Origin of the sequence: Rhizobium fabae, assembly GCF_003985135.1 — a bacterium.
GTDB lineage: Bacteria > Pseudomonadota > Alphaproteobacteria > Rhizobiales > Rhizobiaceae > Rhizobium > Rhizobium pisi.
The window spans coordinates 328,339-352,362 of sequence record NZ_ML133646.1 but is presented as its reverse complement, the minus strand read 5'-3'; the positions used below and the strand labels follow the sequence as shown (position 1 = coordinate 352,362).

The window sequence follows — 24,024 nt, the reverse complement described above, 5'->3', positions numbered from 1 at the left end:
CTATAGAGGCGCATCAACAGGAAGGTAATGCCATGACAGGTGTCACGCTCACGAGTGCCGGTCTCGACCCGCGCCGCCGCCGGATCCTTTTCCGCTGCTGGCATCGCGGCATCCGCGAGATGGATCTGGTCTTCGGCCAGTTCGCCGAGGCCGAGATCGCGACGCTTTCGGAAGCCGAGCTCGACGAGTTCGAGACGATCATGGCGGAAGAGGACAATGACCTCGTCCGCTGGGTCATGGGAACATGGCCGGTGCCCGAGCGTTTCCAGACGCCGATGTTTGCACGCCTCGCCGCCTACAAGCCCGATTTCGACAAGCCCCTCAGGACGCCGGAATGATCCCTGGTTTCGATGCGAAGAAGCTTGCGGCCATTGCCGAGCCGCTGACGATCGGCAATGTGCCGGCAGGTCTCGAAACGCTGCTGCTCGCCGAGCTTGCCCGCACGGGAGAGCCGGTCGCCTATATCATATCAGACGGCCATCGCATGGCCGATCTCGAACAGATGCTGGGCTTCGTCGCTCCCGATATTCCGGTTCTCAGCCTGCCGGCCTGGGACTGCCTGCCCTATGACCGTGTCTCGCCGAGCGCCGATACCTCGGCCCGCCGGCTTGCGGCACTTGGCGGCCTCATCGCCCATCGCAAGAAGCCACATGCCGCAATCGTGCTCGTCACCGCTAATGCAATGCTGCAAAAGGTGGCTCCGCAGGATGTCATCGAAAGCCTGAGCTTTTCGGCCCGTCCCGGCAACCAGCTGCGCATGGACGATCTCGCCGGCCGCCTGGAGCGTAATGGCTTCGAGCGCGTCGCAACCGTCAGAGAAGTCGGCGAATATGCCGTGCGCGGCGGCATTCTCGATGTCTTCGTGCCGGGCTCGGAAGAGCCGGTCCGCCTCGATTTCTTCGGCGATACTCTGGAGAGCATCCGCAGCTTCGATCCCGCCAGCCAGCGCACGACGGGGCAGGTACGTTCCCTCGATCTCAACCCGATGAGCGAAGTGACGCTGACACCGGATACGATCAGCCGCTTCCGCAAGAATTATCTCTCGGCCTTCGGTGCTACCACTCGCGACGACGCGCTCTACCTCGCCGTCTCCGAGGGCCGCCGTTACCCCGGCATGGAGCACTGGCTGCCGCTTTTCTACGAGAAGCTCGATACCGTCTTCGATTATCTCAGCGGCTTTCGGCTCGTCACCGACCATACGGTGCGTGAGGCGGCGGAGGAGCGCTCCAAGCTCGTCCTCGATTATTACGACGCCCGCCTGAATTCCGGCCAGCCGACAAAGGGCCAGATGAACCAGGGCACGCCCTACAAGCCGGTGACGCCGGGCCAGCTCTATCTCGACAGCAAGCTTTTCGTCAAAACCCTCGACGCGCTCGGCGCGATCCGCATCAGCCCCTTCAACGAGCACGAGGGCGAAGCGCGGCGGGTCGTCAATGTCGACGCCCGCCAGGGCCAGCGTTGGGCCCGCTCCAATGCCGAGGGCGGCGGCGATGCCGAACGCGTCAATATCTTCGACGTCGTCGTCAAGCATATTGCCGATCGTCGCGCCGCCGGGGCGAAGGTGCTCGTCACCGCCTGGACCGAAGGTTCGCTGGAGCGCCTGCTGCAGGTGCTGAACGAGCACGGCCTGGAAAAGGTGAAGCCGGTCGAGGCGCTGAAGGATGTCGGCTCGCTGGCAAGAGGCGAGGCGGCCGCTGCCGTGTTCAGCCTCGAATCCGGTTTCGAGGCCGGCGACCTCGTCGTCATCGGCGAGCAGGATATATTAGGCGACCGCATGGTGCGCCGCTCCAAGCGCCGCAAACGCGCCGCCGATTTCATCTCGGAGGTTGCCGGCCTCGACGAGGGCTCGATCGTCGTCCATGCCGAACATGGCATCGGCCGCTTCATCGGGCTGAGGACCATCGAGGCGGCAGGCGCCCCGCATGCCTGCCTCGAGCTGCAATATGCCGACGACGCCAAGCTTTTCCTGCCGGTCGAAAACATCGACCTTCTCTCGCGCTACGGCGGCGAGGGCACTGAAGCCCAGCTCGACAAGCTCGGCGGTGGCGCCTGGCAGATGCGCAAGGCCAAGCTCAAGAAGCGCCTGCTCGACATGGCCGATGCGCTGATCCGCATCGCCGCCGAGCGCCTGACGCGCCACGCGCCGATGCTGACGACGCCCGAAGGCCTTTATGACGAATTTGCGGCCCGTTTCCCTTATGACGAGACCGAAGACCAAGATAACGCCATCGAGGCGGTGCGCTCCGATCTCGGCGCCGGCCGGCCGATGGACCGTCTCGTCTGCGGCGACGTCGGCTTCGGCAAGACCGAAGTAGCACTGCGCGCCGCATTCGTCGCAGCGATGAACGGCGCCCAGGTCGCCGTCGTCGTGCCGACGACATTGCTCGCCCGCCAGCATTTCAAGACCTTTTCCGAGCGTTTCCGGGGGCTGCCGGTGCGTATCCAGCAGGCCTCGCGTCTCGTGGGCGCCAAGGAGCTGGCGCTGACCAAGAAGGAAGTGGCGGACGGCAAGACCGATATCGTCGTCGGCACCCATGCTTTGCTCGGCGCCGGCATCAAATTCGCCAATCTCGGCCTGCTCGTCATCGACGAGGAACAGCATTTCGGCGTCAAGCACAAGGAGCGGCTGAAGGAGCTGAAGAGCGACGTCCACGTGCTGACGCTGTCGGCGACGCCGATCCCGCGGACGCTGCAGCTTGCCATGACCGGCGTGCGCGAACTGTCGCTGATCACCACACCGCCGGTCGATCGCATGGCGGTGCGCACCTTCATCTCGCCCTTCGACAGCCTCGTCATCCGCGAGACCCTGATGCGTGAGCACTATCGCGGCGGCCAGAGCTTCTACGTCTGCCCGCGCCTTGCCGATCTGGAGGATGTGCATGCCTTCCTGCAATCGGATGTGCCTGAGCTGAAGGTCGCCGTCGCCCATGGCCAGATGCCGGCCGGCGAACTCGAAGACATCATGAATGCCTTCTATGAGGGCCGCTACGACGTGCTGCTGTCCACAACCATCGTCGAATCCGGCCTCGACGTGCCCACAGCCAATACGCTGATCGTCCACCGCGCTGACATGTTCGGCCTTGCGCAGCTCTATCAGCTGCGCGGCCGCGTCGGCCGCTCGAAGGTGCGCGCCTTCGCGCTCTTCACGCTGCCGGTCAACAAGGTACTGACTTCAACCGCTGAACGCCGCCTCAAGGTGTTGCAGTCGTTGGATACACTCGGCGCCGGTTTCCAGCTGGCGAGCCACGACCTTGATATCCGTGGCGCCGGCAATCTGCTCGGCGAGGAGCAATCAGGCCATATCAAGGAAGTCGGCTTCGAGCTCTACCAGCAGATGCTGGAAGAGGCGGTTGCTGAGGTCAAGGGCGTCGACGAGATCCACGATACCGGCTGGTCGCCGCAGATCTCGGTCGGCACGACGGTCATGATTCCCGACAATTACGTGCCGGACTTGCATCTGCGCATGGCGCTCTACCGCCGTCTCGGCGAAATCACCGAGCTCAAGGAGATCGACGGATTCGGCGCCGAGATGATCGACCGCTTTGGCCCGATGCCGATCGAAGTCCAGCATCTTTTGAAGATCGTCTACATCAAGTCGCTCTGCCGCACCGCCAATGTCGAAAAGCTCGATGCAGGCCCGAAGGGTGTCGTGGTACAGTTCCGCAACAAGGAATTCCCCAACCCGGCCAACCTCGTCGGTTATATCGGCAAACAGGGCACGATGGCAAAGATCCGCCCCGATCATAGCCTGTTCCTGACACGCGACCTGCCGACGCCGGAAAAACGTCTGCAAGGTGCCGCGGTCATCATGACGCAGCTGGCTGAATTGACGAAATAGAGGGAAGGAGAGGGAGATGGCAAAATACGGCGCAACGATCGCCTGGCAGCGCCACGGCGAGACCTTCATCGACAACCGCTACAGCCGCGTCCACCGTTGGACCTTCGACGGCGGCGTCGAGGTGAGGGCATCCTCTTCCTCGCATGTCGTTCCGCTGCCTTATTCGGCCGAGGATGCAGTCGATCCCGAAGAGGCCTTCGTCGCCTCGCTCTCCAGCTGCCACATGCTCTGGTTCCTGTCGATCGCCGCGAAACTGGGCTTCTGCGTCAACAGCTACACCGATGCCGCCGAAGGTATCATGGAGAAGAATGCCGAGGGGCGTCTTGCCATGACCGTGGTGACGCTGAGGCCGCATGTCGTCTTCGGTGGTGAGAAGCAGCCCTCGCTGAGCGAGCTCGAAGCGCTGCATCACCGCGCCCATGAGGAATGTTTTATCGCCAATTCGGTGAAAACCGAGGTGCGCTGCGTTCCGGTTCTGGGTTAGAGCTGAGGCCGTTATCGAGCCTTGCCGTCCGTCAGTTAAGCCCCGATCGCGCCTCGGCCTTCGCCTTGGCGATGTCGCGTAACGCGTTCGCCAGCACGTCAGGTGTCTGAGCGCCGCTGACGGCATACTGCTGATCGAAGATGAAGAACGGCACGCCGTTGACGCCCATTTCCTGCGCTGCCTGGATCTCGGCGACGATCAGATTGCTATCGGCATCGGAGGCAAGCAGCGAGGCGATGACCGAGCGGTCGAGGCCGGCCTTTTCGGCGATATCGAGCAGCACCCCGTGGTCGCCGACATTGCGGCCTTCCTCGAAATTCGCCTTGAACAGCGCGGTGACGACCGTGTCCTGCTTCTCGCGACCCTCGATCATTGCCCAGTGCACCAGCCGATGGGCGTCGAGCGTGTTCGGGCCGATCTTGATCGCTTCGAAATCGAAGGCGATACCGACCTCTCGGCCGAGGTCAGTAAGCATCTTGTGCGCCTGCGCCACGCGTTCCTCGCCGCCGAGTTTCTGCGCCAGCGCCTTTTTCTGGTCGACGCCTTCCTTGGGATAGTCGGGGTTGAGTCGGTACGGCCGCCAGTTGATGTCGACGCCGATCTCATCCTGCACTTCGGCAATGGCGAGCTCCAGCCGTGCCTTGCCGAGATAGCACCAGGGGCAAACGACATCCGAGACGACGTCGACGGTGATACGCTCCATAATGATTTTCCTTGCTTTTGGTGTGCCTCCGAGGGGAGGTAATTCGGCGACCTGCTACTGCGCGCTCGCATCCCACCATACCGGCAGCTGGTAGCCGTAGAGTGGCACTGTGTCGGGATGGCCGATGCGCTTGCTGCGGGCAACCCATTGCTGGTCCATATGATAGAGTGGCAGCACATAATGGCTGGAAAGCAGCAGTCGGTCGTAGGAGCGCACCGCCGCGGTGAAATCCTCGGCCGAGCGCGCCCGCAATACGTGGTCGATCAGTGTGTCGAGATCGGGATCGTTGGCGCCGGCAAAGCTGTCCGTACCCTCGCGCGTGCGCGCAGCCGAAGACCAGCGGCCGAGCTGCTCGTTTCCGGGAGAGAGCGACGATGTATAGGACTTCATGATCATGTCGTAGTCGAAGCTATTCGTCCGGCTCTGATATTGCGAATCATCGACGGTGCGAATCGACGCGGCGATGCCAATCGCCTGCAGCGAACGCTGGTAGGCAACGGCGAGCTTCTCTTGGTCGGCATTCTGCGTCATGATCTCGAAGGCGAGCTGGCGGCCGGAGGCATCGGCCATTTTACCGCCCTGGATCGTATAGCCACCCTGCTTCAACAGCCCGACCGCCTGTTTCAGCACATCGCGGTCACGACCGGAGCCGTCGGTAACAGGCAGTTTATAGGTGCCGTCGAGAATATCGGGCGCGATTTTATCCTTGATCGGCCCGAGCAGAGCCAGCTCCGCTGCATTGGCGGGAACGCCGAAACTCGACAGCTCGGAATTCTGCCAGAAGCTCTGTGTGCGCTTGTAGGCGCCGGAATAGAGGTTCTTGTTCGCCCATTCGAAATCGAACACCAGCGACAGCCCTTCACGTAGCTTGGGATCGGCAAAGATCGGCCGGCGCGTGTTGAACACGAAGCCGAGCATGCCGCTTGGCAGTTTAGGTGTGAACACGTCCTTGACCGCGGCGCCCGAGGTGACGGCGGGGAAATTGTAGGCATTGGCCCAATGGCCGGGATTGCCGTCTGGATAGATGTCGACATCGCCTTTCTTGAAGGCTTCGAACAGCGTCGTGTCCTGCAGGAAATACTGCACGGTGATCTGATCGTAATTATCGGTGCCGACCTTGGCGGGAATGTCCTTGCCCCAGTAATTCGGGTCGCGTTCATAGGTGATGCTCTCACCGGGCTTCACCGTCTTCACCTTGTAGGGACCGGATCCGACCGGCGGCGTCAGCGAGGTGCGGTCGAAGGTTTCGGGATCGATCGCATGTTTTGGCAGCACCGGGAAAAGGCCGAAGATCAGCGGCGTCTCGCGGTCGGCCTTGTCGTTGAAGGTGAAGCGCACGCTATGCTCGCCGACCTTCTCCATCTTGGCGACGACGTTAAGTCGGTTGGAGAAGGGGACGCGGCCCTTGTCGCGCATCAATTCGAAGGTGAACATCACGTCTTCGGGCGTCACCGGCTGGCCATCCGACCATTTCGCCTTCGGATTGAGGTTGAACTGGACGAAGGTCCTGTCGTCGTCCCACTCCACCGTCTCGGCCAGCAGGCCGTAGAGCGTGAAGGGCTCATCCCTCGATCGCTGCATCAGCGATTCGTAGATGAGATTGCCATAGTCCGGATCCCACATGCCGCGCGCCGTCGTGCGCATGCTTTTCAGGATGAACGGGTTGAGGCTGTCGAAGGTGCCGACGACACCGTAGGTGATCTTGCCGCCCTTTTTCACATCCGGGTTGACGTAAGGGAAGTGTTTGTAATCGGGCGGCAATGCCGGCTCGCCATGCATCGCTATGCCGTGCAGCGGTTCTGCAGCAACAGTGCCGCACAGCAGCGACAGGACGAGGGGGACGACGATCCGGAGCATTCGGCAATCCTTGATCCGCAAAAACGGGCATGATTCACCGCGGAGATTATCATGGGGTCGACCGATTCCAACACTAAGCGGGGATTTCTTTGGCACGGCTGCGAAATTGCCGCTCAATTTGCCAAAGAAATGCTGGATATCTTGAACGCTGCGATGTAACAGGTGAACCCGAAGTTTTGGGGTCATGCATTTGCCTTATTTTTCCATGAGGTGGAGTGCCGAACGACCCGATGGTTGGGGCGGCAAAGTCGCTGCCCCGAACGGATATCAGGAGACGGAATTCGTTATGATGTTCAAGTCTGAAAAGAAAATGCGGGCAGCACTGTCCGTTCTGGCAGTGATGTTCGGCGCCGCTTCGGCTCCGGTCTCCTCCTTTGCACAGGATGCAGCGGCACAGGCTCCGGCCGACGCGCAGGCAGCCGGCGCGCCGAAGCTCGGCTGGTACAAGACCTGCAGCAAGCAGGAAGACAACGACATATGTGTTGTCCAGAACCTGATCCTTGCCAATGGCGGCCAGCTCGTCACGGCAGTCGGCCTGATCTCGGTCACCGGCAAGATCAACCGCAAGCTCCTGCAGGTCTCGGTTCCCACCGCGCGCCTGATCCCCCCGGGCATCATCATGCAGATCGACGGCGGCAAGGGCCAGAAGCTCGACTACGCCGTCTGCCTGCCGGATAAGTGCACCGCGGAAATTCCGCTGACCGACGCGATGATCGCCAGCCTCAAGAAGGGCAGCGACGTGATCTTCACCTCGATCAATTTCCGCCGCGCCCCGAACCCGATCAAGATCTCGCTCGAAGGCTTTACCGGCGCTTATGACGGCGAACCGGTTTCCGAATCCAAGCTCGCTGAAAGCCAGCGCAGCCTGCAGGAGGGCATGCAGAAGAAGGCCGAGGAAGCCCGCAAGAAGCTGGAAGACGCCCAGAAGGCAGCCAAGGCGCAGTAATCCTGCCATCATATTTGATAAAGAAACCCGGCTTCGCACCGGGTTTTTTATTGCCCAAAGAAAAGGCCCCGCTGAGAGAGACGGGGCCTTGTTGCATGCTGTGGGATACCCGATCTAGTGGGCGAAGCTCACCTTGGGTTTGAACTGCCCTGACGGGGCCCGATCGAAAATCTGGTAGATCTGCGGGTTTCGAAGCGGTGTGCCGCTTTCGTCGTTCACCAGGTTCTGCTCGGAGACGTAGGCCACATATTCGCTTTCGTCATTTTCGGCGAGCAGGTGATAGAAGGGCTGGTCCTTGCTGGGGCGCACCTCGGCCGGAATGGAATTCCACCATTCTTCCGTATTCGCGAACTCAGGATCAACGTCGAAGATGACGCCGCGAAACGGAAATACCTTGTGCCGAACCACTTCGCCGATACTGAACTTTGCTAGTCTTTCTTTCATGGTACGACTTCCTTTCATCACCAAATTTGGTGATTGGTGCCGCGCAAATCAAGATTTTTGCGCGAGTTCGTCACATGAACGTCATATCCTCCTAGTGGCGTCCATGACCTGGGAGGCGAAAGCCCCGGCGCACCGGGGCTTTCCGTGTTATCAGCCGCTTAGGCCGAATAGTACATGTCGTATTCGACCGGATGCGGCGTCATTTCGAAACGCATCACCTCAGCCATCTTCAGCTCGATGAAGGCATCGATCTGGTCGTCGTCGAAGACGCCGCCTGCTGTCAGGAACTTGCGGTCCTTGTCGAGGCTTTCAAGCGCTTCGCGCAAGCTACCGCAGACGGTCGGGATCTTCTTCAGTTCCTTCGGCGGCAGGTCGTAGAGGTCCTTGTCCATGGCCTTGCCGGGATGGATCTTGTTCTTGATGCCGTCGAGGCCTGCCATCAGCATGGCGGCGAAGGCGAGGTAGGGGTTGGCGGTCGGATCCGGGAAGCGGACTTCGACGCGCTTGGCCTTCGGATTGGAGCCGAACGGAATGCGGCAGGAGGCCGAGCGGTTGCGGGCGGAGTATGCCAGCAGAACCGGTGCTTCATAGCCCGGGACGAGACGCTTGTAGGAATTCGTCGACGGGTTGGTGAAGGCGTTGATCGCTTTGGCATGCTTGATGATGCCGCCGATGTAGAACAGGCAGCTTTCGGAAAGGCCTGCATATTCGTCGCCGGCGAAGGTCGGCTTGCCGCCCTTCCAGATCGACTGATGCACATGCATGCCCGAGCCGTTGTCGCCGAAGATCGGCTTCGGCATGAAAGTCGCCGTCTTGCCGTAGGCGTTCGCCACCTGGTGCACGACGTATTTGTAGATCTGCATCTTGTCGGCGTTGCGCACCAGCGTGTCGAACTTGATGCCGAGTTCGTGCTGGGCAGCCGCAACTTCATGGTGATGCTTTTCGACGACGACGCCCATCTCGGAGAGCACCGTCAGCATTTCCGAACGCATGTCCTGAGCGCTGTCGACCGGAGGAACCGGGAAATAGCCGCCCTTGACGCGCGGGCGGTGGCCGAGGTTGCCGGTCTCATAGTCGGTGTCGTCGTTCGACGGCAGTTCGGTCGAATCGAGCTTGAAGCCGGTATTGTAGGGATCGGCCTTATACTTGACGTCGTCGAAGACGAAGAATTCGGCTTCCGGGCCGACGAAGATCGTATCGCCGATGCCGGATGCCTTCAGGTAGGCTTCGGCCTTCTTGGCGGTGCCGCGTGGATCGCGGTTATAGGCCTCGCCGGACACCGGATCGAGGATGTCGCAGACGATAACCATGGTCGACTGAGCGAAGAACGGGTCCATATGCACCGTTTCGGTATCGGGCATCAGCACCATGTCGGACTCGTTGATGGCCTTCCAGCCGCCGATCGAGGAGCCGTCGAACATGACGCCGTCAGCGAACATATCTTCATCGACGCAGGCAACGTCCATCGTCACGTGCTGCAGCTTGCCCTTCGGATCGGTGAAACGCAGATCGACGAACTTCACGTCGTTTTCCTTGATCTGCTTCAGAATTTCGCTTGCGGTCGCCATTAAATACGTTCCTCCGATTTGCGATGACAATAGGTGGGTGTTCGATTGTGCGGTGACGGTATCGGACTTTGCGCGGTTGGCAAAGTGGTCAGATGGCGTCGATGCCGGTCTCGCCGGTACGAATGCGGATAACCTCTTCGATGTTGGACACGAAGATCTTTCCATCGCCGATGCGGCCGGTCTGCGCCGCCTTGCGGATCGCGTCGATGACGGCCTCCGCGTTCTCGTCGGCCAATACGACCTCCACCTTTACCTTCGGCAGAAAGTCGACGACGTATTCGGCTCCGCGGTAGAGTTCCGTATGGCCCTTCTGACGACCGAAGCCCTTGGCTTCCGTCACAGTGATACCCTGCAGGCCGACTTCCTGAAGGGCTTCCTTCACTTCGTCGAGCTTGAAGGGCTTAATGATCGCTTCGATCTTTTTCATGAGAAAATGTCTCTCCGCTTCTCCGTTATGGCAGGAATTTTCCCGCTCGCGGGATATGATGCAGATATCGTGCCAGTTTGAAATCCATCTTATCGAAAAAAGGCGCCGATTTTGTCGAAACCGGTGCGTTTGCGGGAAAATCTAAGTCGTTTTGGTGACGGATAAATGCAAAAACATCGTCGCCAGATCGAAATTGCATCGAAATCCGAAAAAATCGCGTGTATTCGCACTTGCGAAAATACATCTCGAGTCGATGAAAATATAGGCGAATGCCTAAATTTAAAGCCCAGCTTTCTCATGCTGAGCGGTTGTTTTTTAGGCGTTTTTTGAATTGAATAGGGTGATGAGCGATCTGTCAAACCTTCTTCTCACGCCTGCTGAAATGGCCGCCGTCGATGCGGCCGCTGCAGCATCAGGGATTGATTCTCTCAGCCTGATGGAAAGGGCGGGTTCTGCCACCGCCGCAGCCTCCTTGCGACTGCATCCCGGTGCTCAGCGGTTCATCGTGCTCTGCGGCCCCGGCAATAATGGCGGTGACGCCTATGTCGCGGCAAGACATCTGCAGCAGAGCGGAGCGGCGGTCACGCTTTTTCATCTCGGTGATCCCTCCAGGTTGAAAGGCGATGCCGCCCGCGCTCGCGCCGGCTGCGCACTCAAAGAGCAGGAACTCGGGCATTATCGGCCCGAAGCCGGCGACGTCGTCATCGACGGCCTGTTCGGGGCGGGACTTGGCCGCGAGGTGTCGGAGGAGGTGCGCGCGCTGATCGGCCGTGTCACCGAGGCGGCTATCCCGGTACTCGCCATCGATCTGCCCTCCGGCCTTGATGGCCGCACCGGCAAGGTGCTGGGCGCAGCCTTCCGGGCGCATAACACCATCACTTTCATGACGCGCAAGCCGGGCCATCTCTTGATGCCGGGCAGGGAGCTTTGCGGTCGATTGGAGGTCTTCGACATCGGCATTCCCGCTCGCATCGTCAGGGCCGGGGCGAGCGGCGTCATCGCCGAGAACACGCCCGAGGCCTGGAAAGGCGTGCTGCCGGCCGAGCTGCTGGAAACTCACAAATACAAGCGCGGCCATCTGGTCGTCTTCTCGGGCGATGCCGACAAGACGGGGGCTGCGCGCATGTCGGCGATCTCAGGCCTGAAGGTCGGCGCGGGTCTGGTGACGATCGCCGCCCCGCGCGCGGCGATGGCCGCCAATGCCGCGCATCTGACCGCGATCATGCTGCATGCAATCGACGACGAGGCCGAACTGCAAAGCTGGCTCTCCGACAAGCGGCTGCAGACCTTCGTCCTCGGTCCCGGTTTCGGCATCGGCGCCAGGGCACACGGTTTCGTCTCGGCTCTCGCAAAGCGCCGGCTCGTGCTCGATGCCGACGGCATCTCCTCGTTCAAGGATGAGCCGCAACAGCTCTACGACCTTTTCCAGGGTGAACCACGTCTGGTGCTGACGCCGCACGAGGGCGAATTTTCACGGCTCTTTCCCGATATCGCCGGCGACGGCGCGCTCGGCAAGGTGGATAAGGCCGTGGCCGCTGCCCGTCGCGCCAATGCCGCAATCGTCTACAAGGGGGCCGATACCGTCATCGCTTCGCCGGATGGCCGCGCGCTCATCAATACCAATGCACCTGCCTGGCTTGCCACCGCCGGTTCCGGCGATGTGCTCGCCGGCATCATCGGCGGATTGCTCGCCCAGGGCCTGCCGGCCTTCGAGGCCGCCGCCGCCGGCGTCTGGCTGCATGGAGAGGCAGGCCACCGCGTCGGCAAGGGGCTGACGGCGGAGGATCTCGCGGCTGCGGTAGCGCCGCTTTAGGCTAATCGGCGCTTGGCCGGCTCAAGGTTCAGCCTCTGGCTTATTTCTTCAGCGTCTGCTGCAGGGCGATTGCCCCGTGCGGCGCATTGACCTTACCCTCATGGATCATGAAGGCAAAGACGTCGCGCGGTTCGGCCTTTACTTTGCGATCCTTATCGATCAGCGGCAGATCATCGGGGACCTTGCCTTCTGCCCAGGTCTCAAGCCGATCTGCCCAGGCCTTCAGGCCTTTTTCCGGGTAGCAGGTCGGAATATCGTCCGATCCCTTCTGCAGCCTGGCATAGACGAAGTCGGCCGTGACGTCGGCAATCATCGGATATTCGAAATGTTCGGCGCAAACCGGGGCTACCCCATATTTGGCCAGCAGCGCGACGAATTCCGGCACCTTGAAGGAATCGTGCCGCACCTCGACGACGTGCCGGAGCTTCAGCCCGTCCTGCCTTTCCGGCAGCAGTTTCAGGAAGGCCTCGAAGTCTTCCGCATCGAACTTCTTGGTCGGCGCGAACTGCCAAAGCAGCGGCCCGAGATGGTCGCCGAGTTCGCTGATGCCCGACGAAAGGAAGCGTTCCATCGATTCACCAGCCTCGGCAAGCACCCGCCTGTTGGTGACGAAACGCGTCGCCTTCAGCGAAAAGATGAAGCCGTCGGGAACATCCGCTGCCCATTTCGCAAAGACCGCAGGCTTTTGCGTGCTGTAATAGGTGCCGTTGACCTCGATGACCTTCAGCTGGCGGCTGGCATAATTCAGCTCGTCCTTCTGTTTCAGGTCATCAGGAAAAAAATGCCCGCGCCAGGGCTCGAAGGTCCAGCCGCCGATGCCGGTGCGGATAGTGCCGGATTTCGTCATGTCGTCCTCCCTATTGGCAGCCGCTCAGGCCGCATTGATCTCTTTCGTCATGTCGACGAGCGTCCACCCTGGCCGATAAGGGTTCGGCCGGCGACCCGTTTCCTGAAACCCGAAGGCGCGATAGAGCGCGATATTCCGTTCCATCAGGGCATTCGTATAGAGCCGGATCTCCGGCATGGCCCATTCCCGCGCCCTCTCCTCCAGCCAGCGCAGCATCGAAAGCCCATGTCCGGCACCCTGAAAGGCCGGCGAGACCGCGACGCTGAACAGCATGAGGTGATCGGAATGCCGCTCGACGACCAGAAGGCCCGCCGTTTCGCCGTCGACCTCGCGAAGCCAGACCTCGCCGCGTTCAATCCGCGGCGCATAATCTTCCGTCACCGGGATCGGCGGAGCGCCGAGAAGCTCGGTATAGGGCCGATAGGCGGCTGTTGTCAGCGTCGCGATCGTTTCCAGATCATCGGGCGACGCCGGCCTCATCGTCATTCCGCCGCAACCGCCTTCTTCGCCGGCCGTCGTTCCAGCAATTCCTTCAGGAACTGTCCGGTATAGGAACGCTTCTCCCTGACGATCGTCTCCGGCGTGCCGACTGCCACGATCTCGCCGCCACCGTCGCCGCCTTCGGGCCCGAAGTCGAGGATCCAGTCAGCCGTCTTGATGACCTCCAGATTGTGCTCGATAACCACCACGGAATTGCCCTGGTTCACCAGCTCGTGCAGCATTTCGAGCAACTTGGCGACATCGTGGAAATGCAGGCCGGTCGTCGGTTCGTCGAGAATATAAAGCGTGCGTCCCGTCGAGCGTTTCGACAGCTCCTTGGCGAGCTTGACGCGCTGCGCTTCGCCGCCCGAAAGCGTATTGGCCTGCTGACCGACCTTGATGTAGCCGAGGCCGACATCCTTCAGCGATTGCAGCTTGTCGCGCACGGCAGGCACCGCCGCGAAGAAATCGACGCCTTCCTCCACCGTCATGTCGAGCACGTCGGCGATCGACTTCTGCTTGAAGGTGACGTCGAGCGTTTCTCTATTATAGCGCTTGCCGTGGCAGACGTCGCAGGTGACGTAGACATCCGGCAGGAAGTGCATCTCGATCTTGATAACGCCGTCGCCTTGGCAGGCCTCGCAGCGTCCGCCCTTGACGTTGAAAGAGAAGCGGCCCGGCTGGTAGCCGCGCGCCTTGGCTTCCGGCAGACCGGCGAACCAGTCGCGGATCGGCGTGAAGGCGCCGGTATAGGTCGCCGGGTTCGAGCGCGGCGTGCGGCCGATCGGCGATTGGTCGATGTCGATCACCTTGTCGATATGCTCGAAACCGTCGATGCGGTCGTGATCGGCCGGGTTCTCGCGCGCGCCCATGACGCGCCTTGCCGCCGATTTATAGAGCGTCTCGATCAGGAAGGTGGATTTGCCGCCGCCGGAAACGCCCGTCACCGCCGTAAACACCCCGAGCGGGATCGATGCCGTGACGTTCTTCAGATTGTTGCCGCGCGCGCCGATCACCTTGATCTCGCGGCCCTTCTTCGGCTTCCGGCGCTCATCGGGAACCGGCACGCCGAGTTCGCCGGAGAGGTATTTGCCCGTCAGCGACTTCGGATTGGCCATGATGTCCTGCGGCGTGCCGTGCGCGATGACCTGACCGCCGTGAATGCCGGCCGCCGGGCCGATATCGACCACGTCGTCGGCCGTCAGGATCGCATCCTCGTCATGTTCGACGACGATGACGGTATTGCCGATGTCACGCAGGTGCTTCAGCGTGTCGAGCAGCCGGGCATTGTCCCTCTGATGTAGGCCGATCGAAGGCTCGTCGAGTACGTAGAGCACGCCCGTCAGACCCGAGCCGATTTGCGAGGCAAGACGGATGCGCTGGCTCTCGCCGCCCGACAAGGTACCTGAGTTGCGCGACAGGCTAAGATATTCCAGGCCGACATCGTTGAGGAAGCGCAAACGGTCGCGGATTTCCTTGAGGATCCGGACGGCAATTTCGTTCTGCTTGGCGTTGAAGCTTGCCGGCAGCGCCTCGAACCAGTCGCGCGCGATGCGGATCGACATCTCCGTCACTTCGCCGATATGCAACCTATTGATCTTCACGGCGAGCGCTTCCGGCTTCAGGCGATAGCCGTTGCAGGCCGGGCAGGGGGCGGCCGACATGAACCGCTCGATATCCTCGCGTGCCCAGGCCGAATCCGTCTCCTTCCAGCGACGCTCGAGATTGGTGATGATGCCTTCGAAATTCTTGTGGGTCGTATAAGAGCGGGCGCCGTCGGCATAGTGGAACTCGATCTTGTCATCGGTGCCCTTGAGGATGACGTCTTTTACCTCGTCGGACAGATCGTTCCATCGCGTGCCGAGCTTGAAGCCGTAATGTTTTCCGAGCGCTTCTAGCGTCTGGTTGTAATAGGGCGAGGTCGACTTGGCCCAGGGCGCGATCGCCCCGTCGCGCAACGTGCGCTCGGGCTCGGGCACGATCAGGTCGGGGTCGATCTTCTGCTGCGCGCCGAGACCGTCGCAGGTCGGGCAGGCGCCGAAGGGATTGTTGAAGGAGAAGAGCCTGGGCTCGATCTCCGGAATGGTGAAGCCCGAGACCGGGCAGGCGAATTTCTCCGAAAACAACACGCGTTCATGCGTCTCGTTCAGCGACTTGTTGGCAGAGCCGCCGGCCGAGGTCTCCTCCGGCGGCAACGGTTTGTCGGCGAATTCGGCGACCGCCAGCCCGTCGGCGAGCTTCAGGCAGGTTTCCAGGCTGTCGGCCAGGCGTGCCGAGACATCGGAGCGCACGACGATGCGGTCGACCACCACGTCGATGTCATGCTTGTATTTCTTGTCGAGCGTTGGCGCCTCGGCAATCTCATAGAACTGGCCGTCGACCTTGACGCGTTGGAAGCCCTTCTTCATGAGCTCCGCCAGTTCCTTTTTGTATTCGCCCTTGCGCCCCCGCACGAGCGGCGCGAGGATATAAAGACGGGTGCCTTCACCGAAAGCGAGGATGCGGTCGACCATCTGGCTGACGGTCTGGCTCTCGATCGGCAGGCCCGTTGCCGGCGAATAGGGAACGCCGACACGGGCAAAAAGCAGGCGCATGTAGTCGTAGATCTCGGTGACTGTGCCGACCGTCGAGCGCGGATTGCGCGAAGTGGTCTTCTGCTCGATCGAAATCGCCGGCGACAGCCCGTCGATCTGGTCGACATCGGGCTTCTGCATCATTTCGAGGAACTGCCGGGCATAGGCCGACAGGCTCTCGACATAGCGCCGCTGGCCCTCGGCATAGATCGTGTCGAAGGCGAGCGAGGATTTGCCCGAGCCGGAAAGACCGGTCATGACGATCAGCTTGTTGCGCGGCAGATCGAGATCGATGCTCTTCAGATTGTGCTCGCGCGCGCCGCGGATGGAGATCGTCTTCAGTTCGCTCATCGTCTCTGCTTTGGTTTTCTGGATAACAGCCCTTATTTAGTGATGCCGACCGGCGAGTCGAGGCTGAATATCCACAAGGCTGAAGGTTTTCGATTCTGTTGACAGGATCATACGGATAAATTAGAACAAATAAAGAACAAAATTCCTGATGAATGCATGCGGCCTTCTGATGGGATAAACATGTGGATTAAAGACCGCTTACGCGCATCGGCGGTCCTCTTTGGTTTAAGGTGCGCTGATCGATTAACGCCGCCGGGCAGGGCGGCAGGCAGGGTGAAAAGCATGGCTGGTAGCGTGAACAAGGTAATTCTGGTCGGAAACGTGGGCGCAGACCCCGAAATCCGCCGCACTCAGGATGGCCGGCCGATCGCCAATCTTCGTATTGCGACCTCGGAAACCTGGCGCGACCGAAATTCCGGCGAGCGCCGCGAGAAGACTGAATGGCACACCGTCGTCGTCTTTAACGAGGGCCTCTGCAAGGTCGTTGAACAATATGTAAAGAAGGGCGCCAAGCTCTATATCGAAGGCCAACTGCAGACCCGCAAATGGCAGGATCAGCAGGGCCAGGACCGCTACAGCACCGAAGTCGTGCTGCAGGGCTTCAGCTCGACGCTGACGATGCTCGACGGTCGCGGCGAAGGCGGCGGTGCAAGCTCCGGCTTCGGCGGCGGTCGCGGCAGTGGCGCCGGTGGCAACGATTATGGCGACGATTACGGCGCGCCGGCTCCTTCCTCGTCGCCGAGCCGCGGCGGTGGCGGCAACTTTTCGCGGGATCTCGACGACGACATCCCGTTCTGATCGAGTACTTTTGGTGGCTTGAAAGACCTGAGAGCATGATGTCTTGGACGACATCATGCTCTTTTTCTTTGATCATGATGTCGATCGGGGTGGATCCCGATCTTGCTGCTGTTTCAGTGCGGCGTCGCGCTGATCAGATTGAGCGCCGCTTTCGCGCCGTCGACGACGAATTGCACGGCGAGCGCGGCGAGGATGACGCCGAGAAGCCGCGTCAGGATGGCACGGCCCGTGACGCCGAGGAAACGGTCCAGCCTTTCGGCGATGAGCAGCATAAGAAAGGTCAGCAACAGATTGGCGGCAATGACGCCGATCAACTGCGCCTTTCCGACAGATGTCGCCAGCGTGCCGGCAAGCAGGATCGTCGCCGAGATCGCGCCCGGGCCTGCGATCAGCGGCAGGGCGAGGGGGAAGACGGCGATATTCTCGATATGATCCTTGGTGACGGCCGCTTCGGTGGCCTTCTCTTTGCGTTCCTGCCGCCTTTCGAACACCATCTCGAAGGCGATCCAGAAGAGCAGAAGCCCGCCGGCGATACGGAAGGCGCCGATCGAGATCCCGAGCACGCCGAGCACGCTTGCGCCGAACAGCGCGAAGATGGCGAGAATGATGAAGGCGATGGTCGAGCCGCGCAGCGCCACCTGTGTGCGCTCGGCTCGGCTCATGCCCGTAGTCAGCCCCAGGAAGATCGGCGCAAGCCCGGGCGGATCGATGGTGACGAGGAGCGTGGTGAAGGCGTTGATCAACTGGTCGGCGCTTGCCATCGTCTCTCCGGAACCCCATATGGGTGCGTGGTTTTTTATGATTGTGAAGCGGCGATTTCGATTTGGCAAATATCCTGCGGCGGCCCGGGGCGGATTTGCTCGATCCGGCCGCGAAACTTATGTGTTTTACCCTCTTTAAGCCGCAAAAGCCTGTTCAAAACGCGCTGTGAAATTGGCGCGGGAACAGGCTTTCCGCTATAAATCTTCAAGTGATTCTAGAAGAGATCGTGATCTGTTTTGACTGAGCAAACACCCCCCGGCGGCGGGAAGCTCCCGCCAGGCATCGAGCCCATCTCCATCATGGAGGAAATGCAGCGGTCGTATCTCGATTACGCCATGAGCGTCATCGTCAGCCGCGCGCTGCCCGACGTGCGCGACGGCCTGAAGCCCGTGCACCGGCGCATCCTCTACGGCATGTCCGAGCTCGGCATCGACTGGAACAAGAAATACGTCAAATGCGCCCGCGTCACCGGCGACGTGATGGGTAAATACCACCCGCATGGCAATGCTGCGATCTATGATGCGCTCGCCCGTATGGCGCAGCCTTGGTCGCTCAGGCTGCCGCTGATCGACGGTCAAGGCAATTTCGGTTCCGTCGACGGCGATCCGCCGGCGGCCGAACGTTACACCGAATGCCGCCTGGAGAAGGCTGCCCATTCGCTGCTCGACGACCTCGACAAGGAAACCGTCGATTTCCGCGACAACTACGACGGCACGCTCTCCGAGCCGGTCGTGGTTCCCGCCAAGTTCCCGAACCTGCTCGTCAACGGCGCCGGCGGCATCGCCGTCGGCATGGCGACCAATATCCCGCCGCACAATCTCTCCGAAGTCATCGACGGCTGTATCGCGCTGATCGACAATCCTGCGATCGAGTTGCTGGACCTGATGCAGATCATTCCAGGTCCTGACTTCCCGACGGGCGCCAAGATCCTCGGCCGCGCCGGCATCCGCTCCGCCTATGAGACCGGCCGCGGCTCGGTCATCATGCGCGGCGTCGCCGCCATCGAACCGATGCGCGGCGACCGCGAGCAGATCATCATCACCGAGATTCCCTACCAGGTGAACAAGGCGACGATGATCGAGAAGATGGCCGAACTGGTGCGCGAAAAGCGCATCGAGGGCATCTCCGACCTGCGCGACGAATCCGACCGCCAGGGCTATCGTGTCGTCATCGAGCTGAAGCGCGATGCCAATGCCGAGGTCATCCTCAACCAGCTCTATCGCTACACGCCGCTGCAGACCTCCTTCGGCTGCAACATGGTGGCGTTGAACGGCGGCAAGCCGGAACAGCTGACGCTGCTCGACATGCTGCGCGCTTTCGTCTCCTTCCGCGAAGAAGTCGTTAGCCGGAGAACGAAATTCCTGCTCCGCAAGGCGCGTGACCGCGCCCATGTGTTGGTCGGCCTCGCGATTGCCGTTGCCAATATCGACGAAGTCATCCGCGTCATCCGTCAGGCACCCGATCCGCAGTCGGCCCGCGAAGAGCTGATGACGCGCCGCTGGCCGGCGGAAGACGTCGAAAGCCTGATCCGCCTGATCGACGATCCTCGCCATCGCATCAACGAGGACCTGACCTACAATCTCTCTGAAGAGCAGGCCAGGGCCATCCTCGAACTGCGCCTCGCCCGCCTGACAGCCCTTGGTCGCGACGAAATCGGCGACGAACTCAACAAAATCGGCGAAGAGATCAAGGATTACCTCGATATTCTCTCCTCGCGCGTCCGCATTCAGACCATCGTCAAGGACGAACTCATCGCCGTCCGCGACGAGTTCGGCACGCCGCGCCGCACCGAGATCGTCGATGGCGGCCTCGAAATGGACGACGAGGATTTGATCGCCCGCGAGGACATGGTCGTCACCGTCTCGCATCTCGGTTATATTAAGCGCGTGCCGCTCACCACCTACCGCGCCCAGCGTCGCGGCGGCAAGGGCCGCTCCGGCATGACCACTCGTGACGAGGATTTTGTTAGCCGGCTATTCGTGGTTAATACACATACGCCGGTTCTGTTCTTCTCCTCGCGCGGCATTGTGTATAAGGAGAAAGTCTGGCGCCTGCCGATCGGCACGCCGACCTCGCGCGGCAAGGCTCTGATCAACATGCTGCCGCTCGAACCCGGCGAACGCATCACCACCATCCTGCCTTTGCCTGAGGATGAGGCGAGCTGGGATAATCTCGACGTCATGTTCTCGACGACGCGCGGCACGGTTCGTCGCAACAAGCTGTCGGATTTCGTCCAGGTCAACCGCAACGGCAAGATCGCCATGAAGCTCGAGGAGGAGGGCGACGAAATCCTCTCCGTCGAGACCTGCACGGAAGATGACGACGTGCTGCTGACGACGGCGCTCGGCCAGTGCATCCGCTTCTCGGTCGACGACGTTCGCGTCTTTGCCGGCCGCAACTCGATCGGCGTGCGCGGCATCAATCTCGGCGATGGCGATCGCATCATCTCGATGACGATCGTCGGCCATGTCGATGCCGAGCCCTGGGAGCGTGCTGCCTATCTCAAGCGGTCCGCCGTCGAACGCCGGGCGACGGGCGTTGACGAAGAAGATATTGCGCTGGTTGGAGAAGAAGTCGTTGAAGAAGGACAACTCTCCGACGAACGCTATGAAGAGCTGAAGGCACGCGAACAGTTCGTGCTGACGGTCTCGGAAAAAGGCTTCGGCAAGCGTTCATCCTCTTACGATTTCCGCATCTCCGGCCGTGGCGGCAAGGGCATTCGCGCCACCGACACGTCGAAAACAGGCGAGATCGGCGAACTGGTCGCGGCCTTCCCGGTCGATGACGGTGACCAGATCATGCTCGTCTCCGATGGCGGCCAGCTGATCCGCGTGCCGGTCGGCGGCATCCGCATCGCTAGCCGCGCCACCAAGGGCGTCACCATCTTCTCGACGGCCAAGGACGAGAAGGTCGTGTCCGTCGAGCGCATCAGCGAGCCGGAGGACGACGAGACGGCGGAGGCGGGTGAGGAAACAGCCGTTTCCGAAGGCGCGGCTCCCGCTGGCGAAACCGACGAAACGCCGTCGGGCGAATAATTCGCCACATTCTCATTCTGAACCGGGCGGCCCCTGCCGCCCGGTTTTTTATTGCGCTATGAAGGGCTTGCCGATTCATCCGAGGGGGAATGTTATGGGCAAGTGGACAAGGCGAGGGGTGCTTGCGGGCATCTCGGCCGTCGCGGGGGCTGCCACGGGCGGCTATTTCCTGCAGCCCGAAAGCGATTCCGGACCGGTTTTTCCACCGGAAATTCCCGCCGAAGACGGCGCGGTCATTCTCAATGATGCAGGAGAGCTAACGCCGACGCGGGTCGCCACCCATCTGACCGTCAGGGAGCCGCCGCAGGAGGCGATGATCGGCCGGTTGCGCACCGCGCTTTCGGAGGCGGTCAAAGCCAACAGGCCCTTCGTCGCCAGCGCCGCGCGCCATTCGATGGGCGGCCAGAGCCTTGCCGAGAACGGCACGGCGCTGACGCTCGATCAGGATTGGCTGGAGGCCGATACATCCGCCCGGACCTACCGCGTCGCCGCCGGCACGCGCTGGTCGACGGTGATTTCGAGGCTCGATGCCATCGGCTTCTCGCCCGCCGTCATGCAGTCCAACAATGACTTCGGGGTCGCCAGCACCTTTTCGGTCAATGCCCACGGCTGGCCGGTTCCGTTCAGCGGCTGCGGCAGCACCGTGCGCTCCATCAGGCTGATGACGGCGGACGGCAATCTGCTGACCTGCTCACGCAAGGAAAACGCCGAGCTCTTCAATCATGCCATGGGCGGATACGGCCTTTTCGGGGTTATCACCGAGCTTGAGCTGGATATGGTACCGAACGTGCTGCTGCAACCGACATTCGAGCATCTTGCCGGCGAGGATCTTGGGCGGCGCTTTGCCGAGATTCTCAAAAGCGACAGCTCGATCAACATGGCCTATGGCCGCATGGATGTTTCTCTCGATCGCTTCTTCGAGGATGCCCTGCTGATTGCCTATCGCGCCACCCCGGATCAGACGAATATACCCGCGGCCGCCGGCTCGGGTTTTGTCAGCCATATCTCGCGCGAAATCTTCCGGGCGCAGCTCGGTTCGGACGCAGCCAAACATTTCCGCTGGTGGACCGAGGCTGTCGTCGGACCGCCGATTGCGAGGCAGGCGACGCGCAACAGCCTGATGAACGAACCGGTCATCACGCTCGACGATCGTGATCCGTCCCGCACGGATATCCTGCACGAATATTTCGTGTCGCCGACGCGTTTTGCCGATTTCGTCGCGGCCTGCCGCGATGTCATTCCGGCATCTTATCAGCAGCTCCTGAACATCACGTTGCGTTATGTGGACACCGATCGAGACAGCGTACTGGCCTACGCCGGGGAATCTCGGATCGCCGCTGTGATGCTCTTCTCGCAGGAAAAGACAGTAAGGGGCGAGGCCGACATGCAGCGGATGACCGAGGCGCTGATCGAGCGCGTGCTTGATATCGGCGGTAGCTACTATCTGCCTTATCGGCCGCATCCCCGGCCGGATCAGTTCATACGCGCCTATCCCAGAGCCGGGGAGTTTGCAGCGGCCAAGCGCCGGCTGGATCCCGGCCTCACCTTCCGTAATCATTTCTGGGATCGTTATCTCGGAAGCCTCTAGGAGGATTTGCATGTCCAGGCTTCGGCTGACCGCAGTGCTTTATACCGTGGCCCTGCTCTTTGCGGCGGCGCTGAATTACATTCCGGGGCTGACCGATACGCAGGGGCGCGCTTTCGGCATCTTCGCGCTCGATATTTATGATGACAGCCTACATCTCGCTTCGGCGGCCTGGGCAGGCATTGCGGCGTTTATTTCAGCCCGCGCATCCAGAAATTTCCTCTTCTATTTTGGTCTGCTTTATTTCAGCGACGGCCTTCTCGGGCTGATCACGGGATCGGGCTACCTCGACCTCGGCATCGTCAACTACGGCATCCAGGATATTCCCTTTACGTTCAAGATCCTGGCCAACCTGCCGCATCTCTTTCTTGGCGGTGCGGCGATCGTTTCCAGCTATATCTTCCGTCGCGAGGCCCCCTAATGCGGCGGCGCCTGAAAATCATCGGTTGGCTTCTGGCCCTCCTCGTCATCGTCATCCTGTTGCTGCTTAGCCCGGTCGCCTATGTCGAGACCTTCTGCCATGCCGACCCGGAACCCGATACCTACAGGCCGCTGATATCGGAGCCGGAATTCCGCCGGCAGGAAGCCAATACCTATCTCACCTATCCGGAGTGGCATATCGTCTATGCTTATGACGGCCTCGCCGAGACCCTGAAGACCGGAGACGAATATGGCTTTGGCTATATCTCCAGCGTCAAGGATTTCTGGGTCGCCGATTGCGCGCTGACCCGCATCGCTGATCGTCATGGCGGCGCCGATAGTCAGACTCGGATGATGATTGCTACCATCGGCGTCAGCTTCACGCTCGAAATGGGGCTGAAAGCTGCCTATGAGGAAACCGTGGGCCGGGTGTTCGCGCTCTGGCGCGGCAGCGAAAAGACGCAGCAGGATATCGTTGCCCGCGACATGGCGATCGACTATGCGGCGTTCCTGCGTCAGACGCCGTGGTACAAGTATCCCTTCCAGCCCTGGATCGACAGGCTTTGGGCCGCCCCGATGGAAGAGCCGCTGCGCGGCTGGGAGCGCCGGCTCGCGCTCGGCGGCGAATGGCGGGCCAAGATCGCCTATGCCGGCATGATCGCCGGTGCTGTGGCCGCAACCGGCGAGGCGAAGCTGACGATCCGCTCGGTGGTATCAGGCCTGCCGGCCGCCACGCTTTCTGAAATACCCGATGTTGCTGTGATCTCCGACAGAACTGACGGTGTGCTGATCGAGACGCCGCGATACGATCGCTTCACCCATATCCTCGCCGAGATTGTCAGGGCCGGCGGCACAATCCGCGAAATTGCGGGCAATGACGAGATCATGGTGTCGCTGACCATGCCTTCCGGCGCTGCCCAGAACGATCTGCCCGGCGAGGTTATCACGCGTCTCCCGCGCGCCGGCTTCGATGGCGACCGCCTGCTTCTGTCGGTCAAGATGGCGGATCTCTCGCTCCTGCTGCGAGACCGGCAGATTGCCGATCCCGGCCTTGAGCATATATTCGATTTCTGACATATCAAATGGGTGACGC

At 61.1% G+C, this 24,024-nt stretch carries 19 protein-coding genes; 10 read left to right on the top strand and 9 right to left on the bottom strand.

The features are described from left to right. The first annotated feature begins 32 nt into the window (after window positions 1-32). The 3 genes from EFB14_RS04810 to EFB14_RS04800 are packed head-to-tail and all read left to right on the top strand — an operon-like array spanning window position 33 to window position 4,322. Window positions 33-338, top strand: a complete 306-nt coding sequence (locus EFB14_RS04810) for an FAD assembly factor SdhE (protein ID WP_126823178.1) — start codon at window positions 33-35, stop codon at window positions 336-338. Beyond that, window positions 335-3,838, top strand: a complete 3,504-nt coding sequence (gene mfd / locus EFB14_RS04805; protein ID WP_126823176.1) for a transcription-repair coupling factor — start codon at window positions 335-337, stop codon at window positions 3,836-3,838. The genes EFB14_RS04810 and mfd overlap by 4 nt, the downstream gene beginning before the upstream one ends. 16 nt (window positions 3,839-3,854) lie before the next feature. Continuing rightward, window positions 3,855-4,322 (top strand): OsmC family protein, encoded by a 468-nt coding sequence (locus tag EFB14_RS04800; RefSeq protein WP_126823174.1) that lies wholly within the window; start codon window positions 3,855-3,857, stop codon window positions 4,320-4,322. Between the two features lie 31 nt (window positions 4,323-4,353). Here the strand turns inward: EFB14_RS04800 and EFB14_RS04795 are convergent, their stop codons facing one another. Further along, window positions 4,354-5,025: a DsbA family oxidoreductase gene (locus EFB14_RS04795; protein WP_126823172.1), complete on the bottom strand. Its 672-nt coding sequence runs from the start codon at window positions 5,023-5,025 to the stop codon at window positions 4,354-4,356. A gap of 54 nt (window positions 5,026-5,079) precedes the next feature. After that, window positions 5,080-6,882, bottom strand: coding sequence for an extracellular solute-binding protein (locus EFB14_RS04790; RefSeq protein WP_126823170.1), 1,803 nt, complete (start codon window positions 6,880-6,882; stop codon window positions 5,080-5,082). 286 nt (window positions 6,883-7,168) lie between these two features. Here EFB14_RS04790 and EFB14_RS04785 point away from each other — a divergent pair, with 286 nt between their 5' ends. Beyond that, window positions 7,169-7,828, top strand: a complete 660-nt coding sequence (locus EFB14_RS04785) for an invasion associated locus B family protein (protein ID WP_125850008.1) — start codon at window positions 7,169-7,171, stop codon at window positions 7,826-7,828. 114 nt (window positions 7,829-7,942) lie between these two features. Here the strand turns inward: EFB14_RS04785 and hspQ are convergent, their stop codons facing one another. The 3 genes from hspQ to EFB14_RS04770 form a co-directional block, all read right to left on the bottom strand. Next, complete coding sequence (hspQ, locus tag EFB14_RS04780; RefSeq protein WP_126823168.1) at window positions 7,943-8,272, bottom strand: heat shock protein HspQ; 330 nt, start codon at window positions 8,270-8,272, stop codon at window positions 7,943-7,945. A 158-nt stretch (window positions 8,273-8,430) separates the two neighbouring features. Further along, window positions 8,431-9,840, bottom strand: coding sequence for a type I glutamate--ammonia ligase (gene glnA, locus EFB14_RS04775; RefSeq protein WP_008526560.1), 1,410 nt, complete (start codon window positions 9,838-9,840; stop codon window positions 8,431-8,433). Window positions 9,841-9,928: 88 nt separating this feature from the next. After that, window positions 9,929-10,267 carry a P-II family nitrogen regulator gene (locus tag EFB14_RS04770; RefSeq protein ID WP_003579240.1) on the bottom strand — a complete coding sequence of 113 codons (339 nt, stop codon included), beginning with the start codon at window positions 10,265-10,267 and terminating at the stop codon, window positions 9,929-9,931. 343 nt (window positions 10,268-10,610) lie between these two features. Between EFB14_RS04770 and EFB14_RS04765 the strand changes: the two genes are divergently transcribed. Then, window positions 10,611-12,080, top strand: coding sequence for an NAD(P)H-hydrate dehydratase (locus EFB14_RS04765; protein ID WP_210302728.1), 1,470 nt, complete (start codon window positions 10,611-10,613; stop codon window positions 12,078-12,080). Between the two features lie 40 nt (window positions 12,081-12,120). Here EFB14_RS04765 and EFB14_RS04760 read toward each other — a convergent pair whose 3' ends face one another. The 3 genes from EFB14_RS04760 to uvrA are packed head-to-tail and all read right to left on the bottom strand — an operon-like array spanning window position 12,121 to window position 16,331. Next, on the bottom strand, window positions 12,121-12,927 hold the full coding sequence (locus EFB14_RS04760) for a DUF72 domain-containing protein (RefSeq protein ID WP_126823166.1): 807 nt from the start codon (window positions 12,925-12,927) through the stop codon (window positions 12,121-12,123). A 24-nt stretch (window positions 12,928-12,951) separates the two neighbouring features. Continuing rightward, window positions 12,952-13,413 carry a GNAT family N-acetyltransferase gene (locus tag EFB14_RS04755; protein ID WP_126823164.1) on the bottom strand — a complete coding sequence of 154 codons (462 nt, stop codon included), beginning with the start codon at window positions 13,411-13,413 and terminating at the stop codon, window positions 12,952-12,954. Next, window positions 13,410-16,331, bottom strand: coding sequence for an excinuclease ABC subunit UvrA (gene uvrA, locus EFB14_RS04750; protein WP_126823162.1), 2,922 nt, complete (start codon window positions 16,329-16,331; stop codon window positions 13,410-13,412). The genes EFB14_RS04755 and uvrA overlap by 4 nt, the downstream gene beginning before the upstream one ends. A 282-nt stretch (window positions 16,332-16,613) precedes the next feature. On the opposite strand from uvrA, the gene EFB14_RS04745 reads away from it, so the two are divergent. Further along, window positions 16,614-17,129 (top strand): single-stranded DNA-binding protein, encoded by a 516-nt coding sequence (locus tag EFB14_RS04745; RefSeq protein ID WP_126823160.1) that lies wholly within the window; start codon window positions 16,614-16,616, stop codon window positions 17,127-17,129. Between the two features lie 113 nt (window positions 17,130-17,242). On the opposite strand, the gene EFB14_RS04740 is transcribed toward EFB14_RS04745, so the two are convergent. After that, entirely contained in the window at window positions 17,243-17,890 is a 648-nt protein-coding gene (locus EFB14_RS04740) for a MarC family protein (protein WP_126823158.1), read from the bottom strand. A 237-nt stretch (window positions 17,891-18,127) separates the two neighbouring features. Here EFB14_RS04740 and gyrA point away from each other — a divergent pair, with 237 nt between their 5' ends. From gyrA to EFB14_RS04720, 4 genes are all read left to right on the top strand, one after another. Continuing rightward, entirely contained in the window at window positions 18,128-20,926 is a 2,799-nt protein-coding gene (gene gyrA, locus EFB14_RS04735; protein ID WP_126823156.1) for a DNA gyrase subunit A, read from the top strand. A gap of 94 nt (window positions 20,927-21,020) precedes the next feature. Beyond that, complete coding sequence (locus EFB14_RS04730) at window positions 21,021-22,514, top strand: FAD-binding oxidoreductase (protein WP_126823154.1); 1,494 nt, start codon at window positions 21,021-21,023, stop codon at window positions 22,512-22,514. Window positions 22,515-22,524: 10 nt separating this feature from the next. After that, window positions 22,525-22,932, top strand: coding sequence for a hypothetical protein (locus EFB14_RS04725; RefSeq protein ID WP_126823152.1), 408 nt, complete (start codon window positions 22,525-22,527; stop codon window positions 22,930-22,932). Then, window positions 22,932-24,005 carry a hypothetical protein gene (locus EFB14_RS04720; RefSeq protein WP_126823150.1) on the top strand — a complete coding sequence of 358 codons (1,074 nt, stop codon included), beginning with the start codon at window positions 22,932-22,934 and terminating at the stop codon, window positions 24,003-24,005. Before EFB14_RS04725 ends, EFB14_RS04720 begins: the two co-directional genes overlap by 1 nt. The last annotated feature ends 19 nt before the right edge of the window (window positions 24,006-24,024 follow it).

What these genes read in the sequence shown, in the direction of transcription:
- EFB14_RS04810 (WP_126823178.1), top strand. Translation starts at nt 33, where the DNA reads ATGACAGGTGTCACGCTCACGAGTGCCGGTCTCGACCCGCGCCGCCGC.
- mfd (WP_126823176.1), top strand. Translation starts at nt 335, where the DNA reads ATGATCCCTGGTTTCGATGCGAAGAAGCTTGCGGCCATTGCCGAGCCG.
- EFB14_RS04800 (WP_126823174.1), top strand. Translation starts at nt 3,855, where the DNA reads ATGGCAAAATACGGCGCAACGATCGCCTGGCAGCGCCACGGCGAGACC.
- EFB14_RS04795 (WP_126823172.1), bottom strand. Translation starts at nt 5,025, where the DNA reads ATGGAGCGTATCACCGTCGACGTCGTCTCGGATGTCGTTTGCCCCTGG.
- EFB14_RS04790 (WP_126823170.1), bottom strand. Translation starts at nt 6,882, where the DNA reads ATGCTCCGGATCGTCGTCCCCCTCGTCCTGTCGCTGCTGTGCGGCACT.
- EFB14_RS04785 (WP_125850008.1), top strand. Translation starts at nt 7,169, where the DNA reads ATGATGTTCAAGTCTGAAAAGAAAATGCGGGCAGCACTGTCCGTTCTG.
- hspQ (WP_126823168.1), bottom strand. Translation starts at nt 8,272, where the DNA reads ATGAAAGAAAGACTAGCAAAGTTCAGTATCGGCGAAGTGGTTCGGCAC.
- glnA (WP_008526560.1), bottom strand. Translation starts at nt 9,840, where the DNA reads ATGGCGACCGCAAGCGAAATTCTGAAGCAGATCAAGGAAAACGACGTG.
- EFB14_RS04770 (WP_003579240.1), bottom strand. Translation starts at nt 10,267, where the DNA reads ATGAAAAAGATCGAAGCGATCATTAAGCCCTTCAAGCTCGACGAAGTG.
- EFB14_RS04765 (WP_210302728.1), top strand. Translation starts at nt 10,611, where the DNA reads ATGAGCGATCTGTCAAACCTTCTTCTCACGCCTGCTGAAATGGCCGCC.
- EFB14_RS04760 (WP_126823166.1), bottom strand. Translation starts at nt 12,927, where the DNA reads ATGACGAAATCCGGCACTATCCGCACCGGCATCGGCGGCTGGACCTTC.
- EFB14_RS04755 (WP_126823164.1), bottom strand. Translation starts at nt 13,413, where the DNA reads ATGACGATGAGGCCGGCGTCGCCCGATGATCTGGAAACGATCGCGACG.
- uvrA (WP_126823162.1), bottom strand. Translation starts at nt 16,331, where the DNA reads ATGAGCGAACTGAAGACGATCTCCATCCGCGGCGCGCGCGAGCACAAT.
- EFB14_RS04745 (WP_126823160.1), top strand. Translation starts at nt 16,614, where the DNA reads ATGGCTGGTAGCGTGAACAAGGTAATTCTGGTCGGAAACGTGGGCGCA.
- EFB14_RS04740 (WP_126823158.1), bottom strand. Translation starts at nt 17,890, where the DNA reads ATGGCAAGCGCCGACCAGTTGATCAACGCCTTCACCACGCTCCTCGTC.
- EFB14_RS04730 (WP_126823154.1), top strand. Translation starts at nt 21,021, where the DNA reads ATGGGCAAGTGGACAAGGCGAGGGGTGCTTGCGGGCATCTCGGCCGTC.
- EFB14_RS04725 (WP_126823152.1), top strand. Translation starts at nt 22,525, where the DNA reads ATGTCCAGGCTTCGGCTGACCGCAGTGCTTTATACCGTGGCCCTGCTC.
- EFB14_RS04720 (WP_126823150.1), top strand. Translation starts at nt 22,932, where the DNA reads ATGCGGCGGCGCCTGAAAATCATCGGTTGGCTTCTGGCCCTCCTCGTC.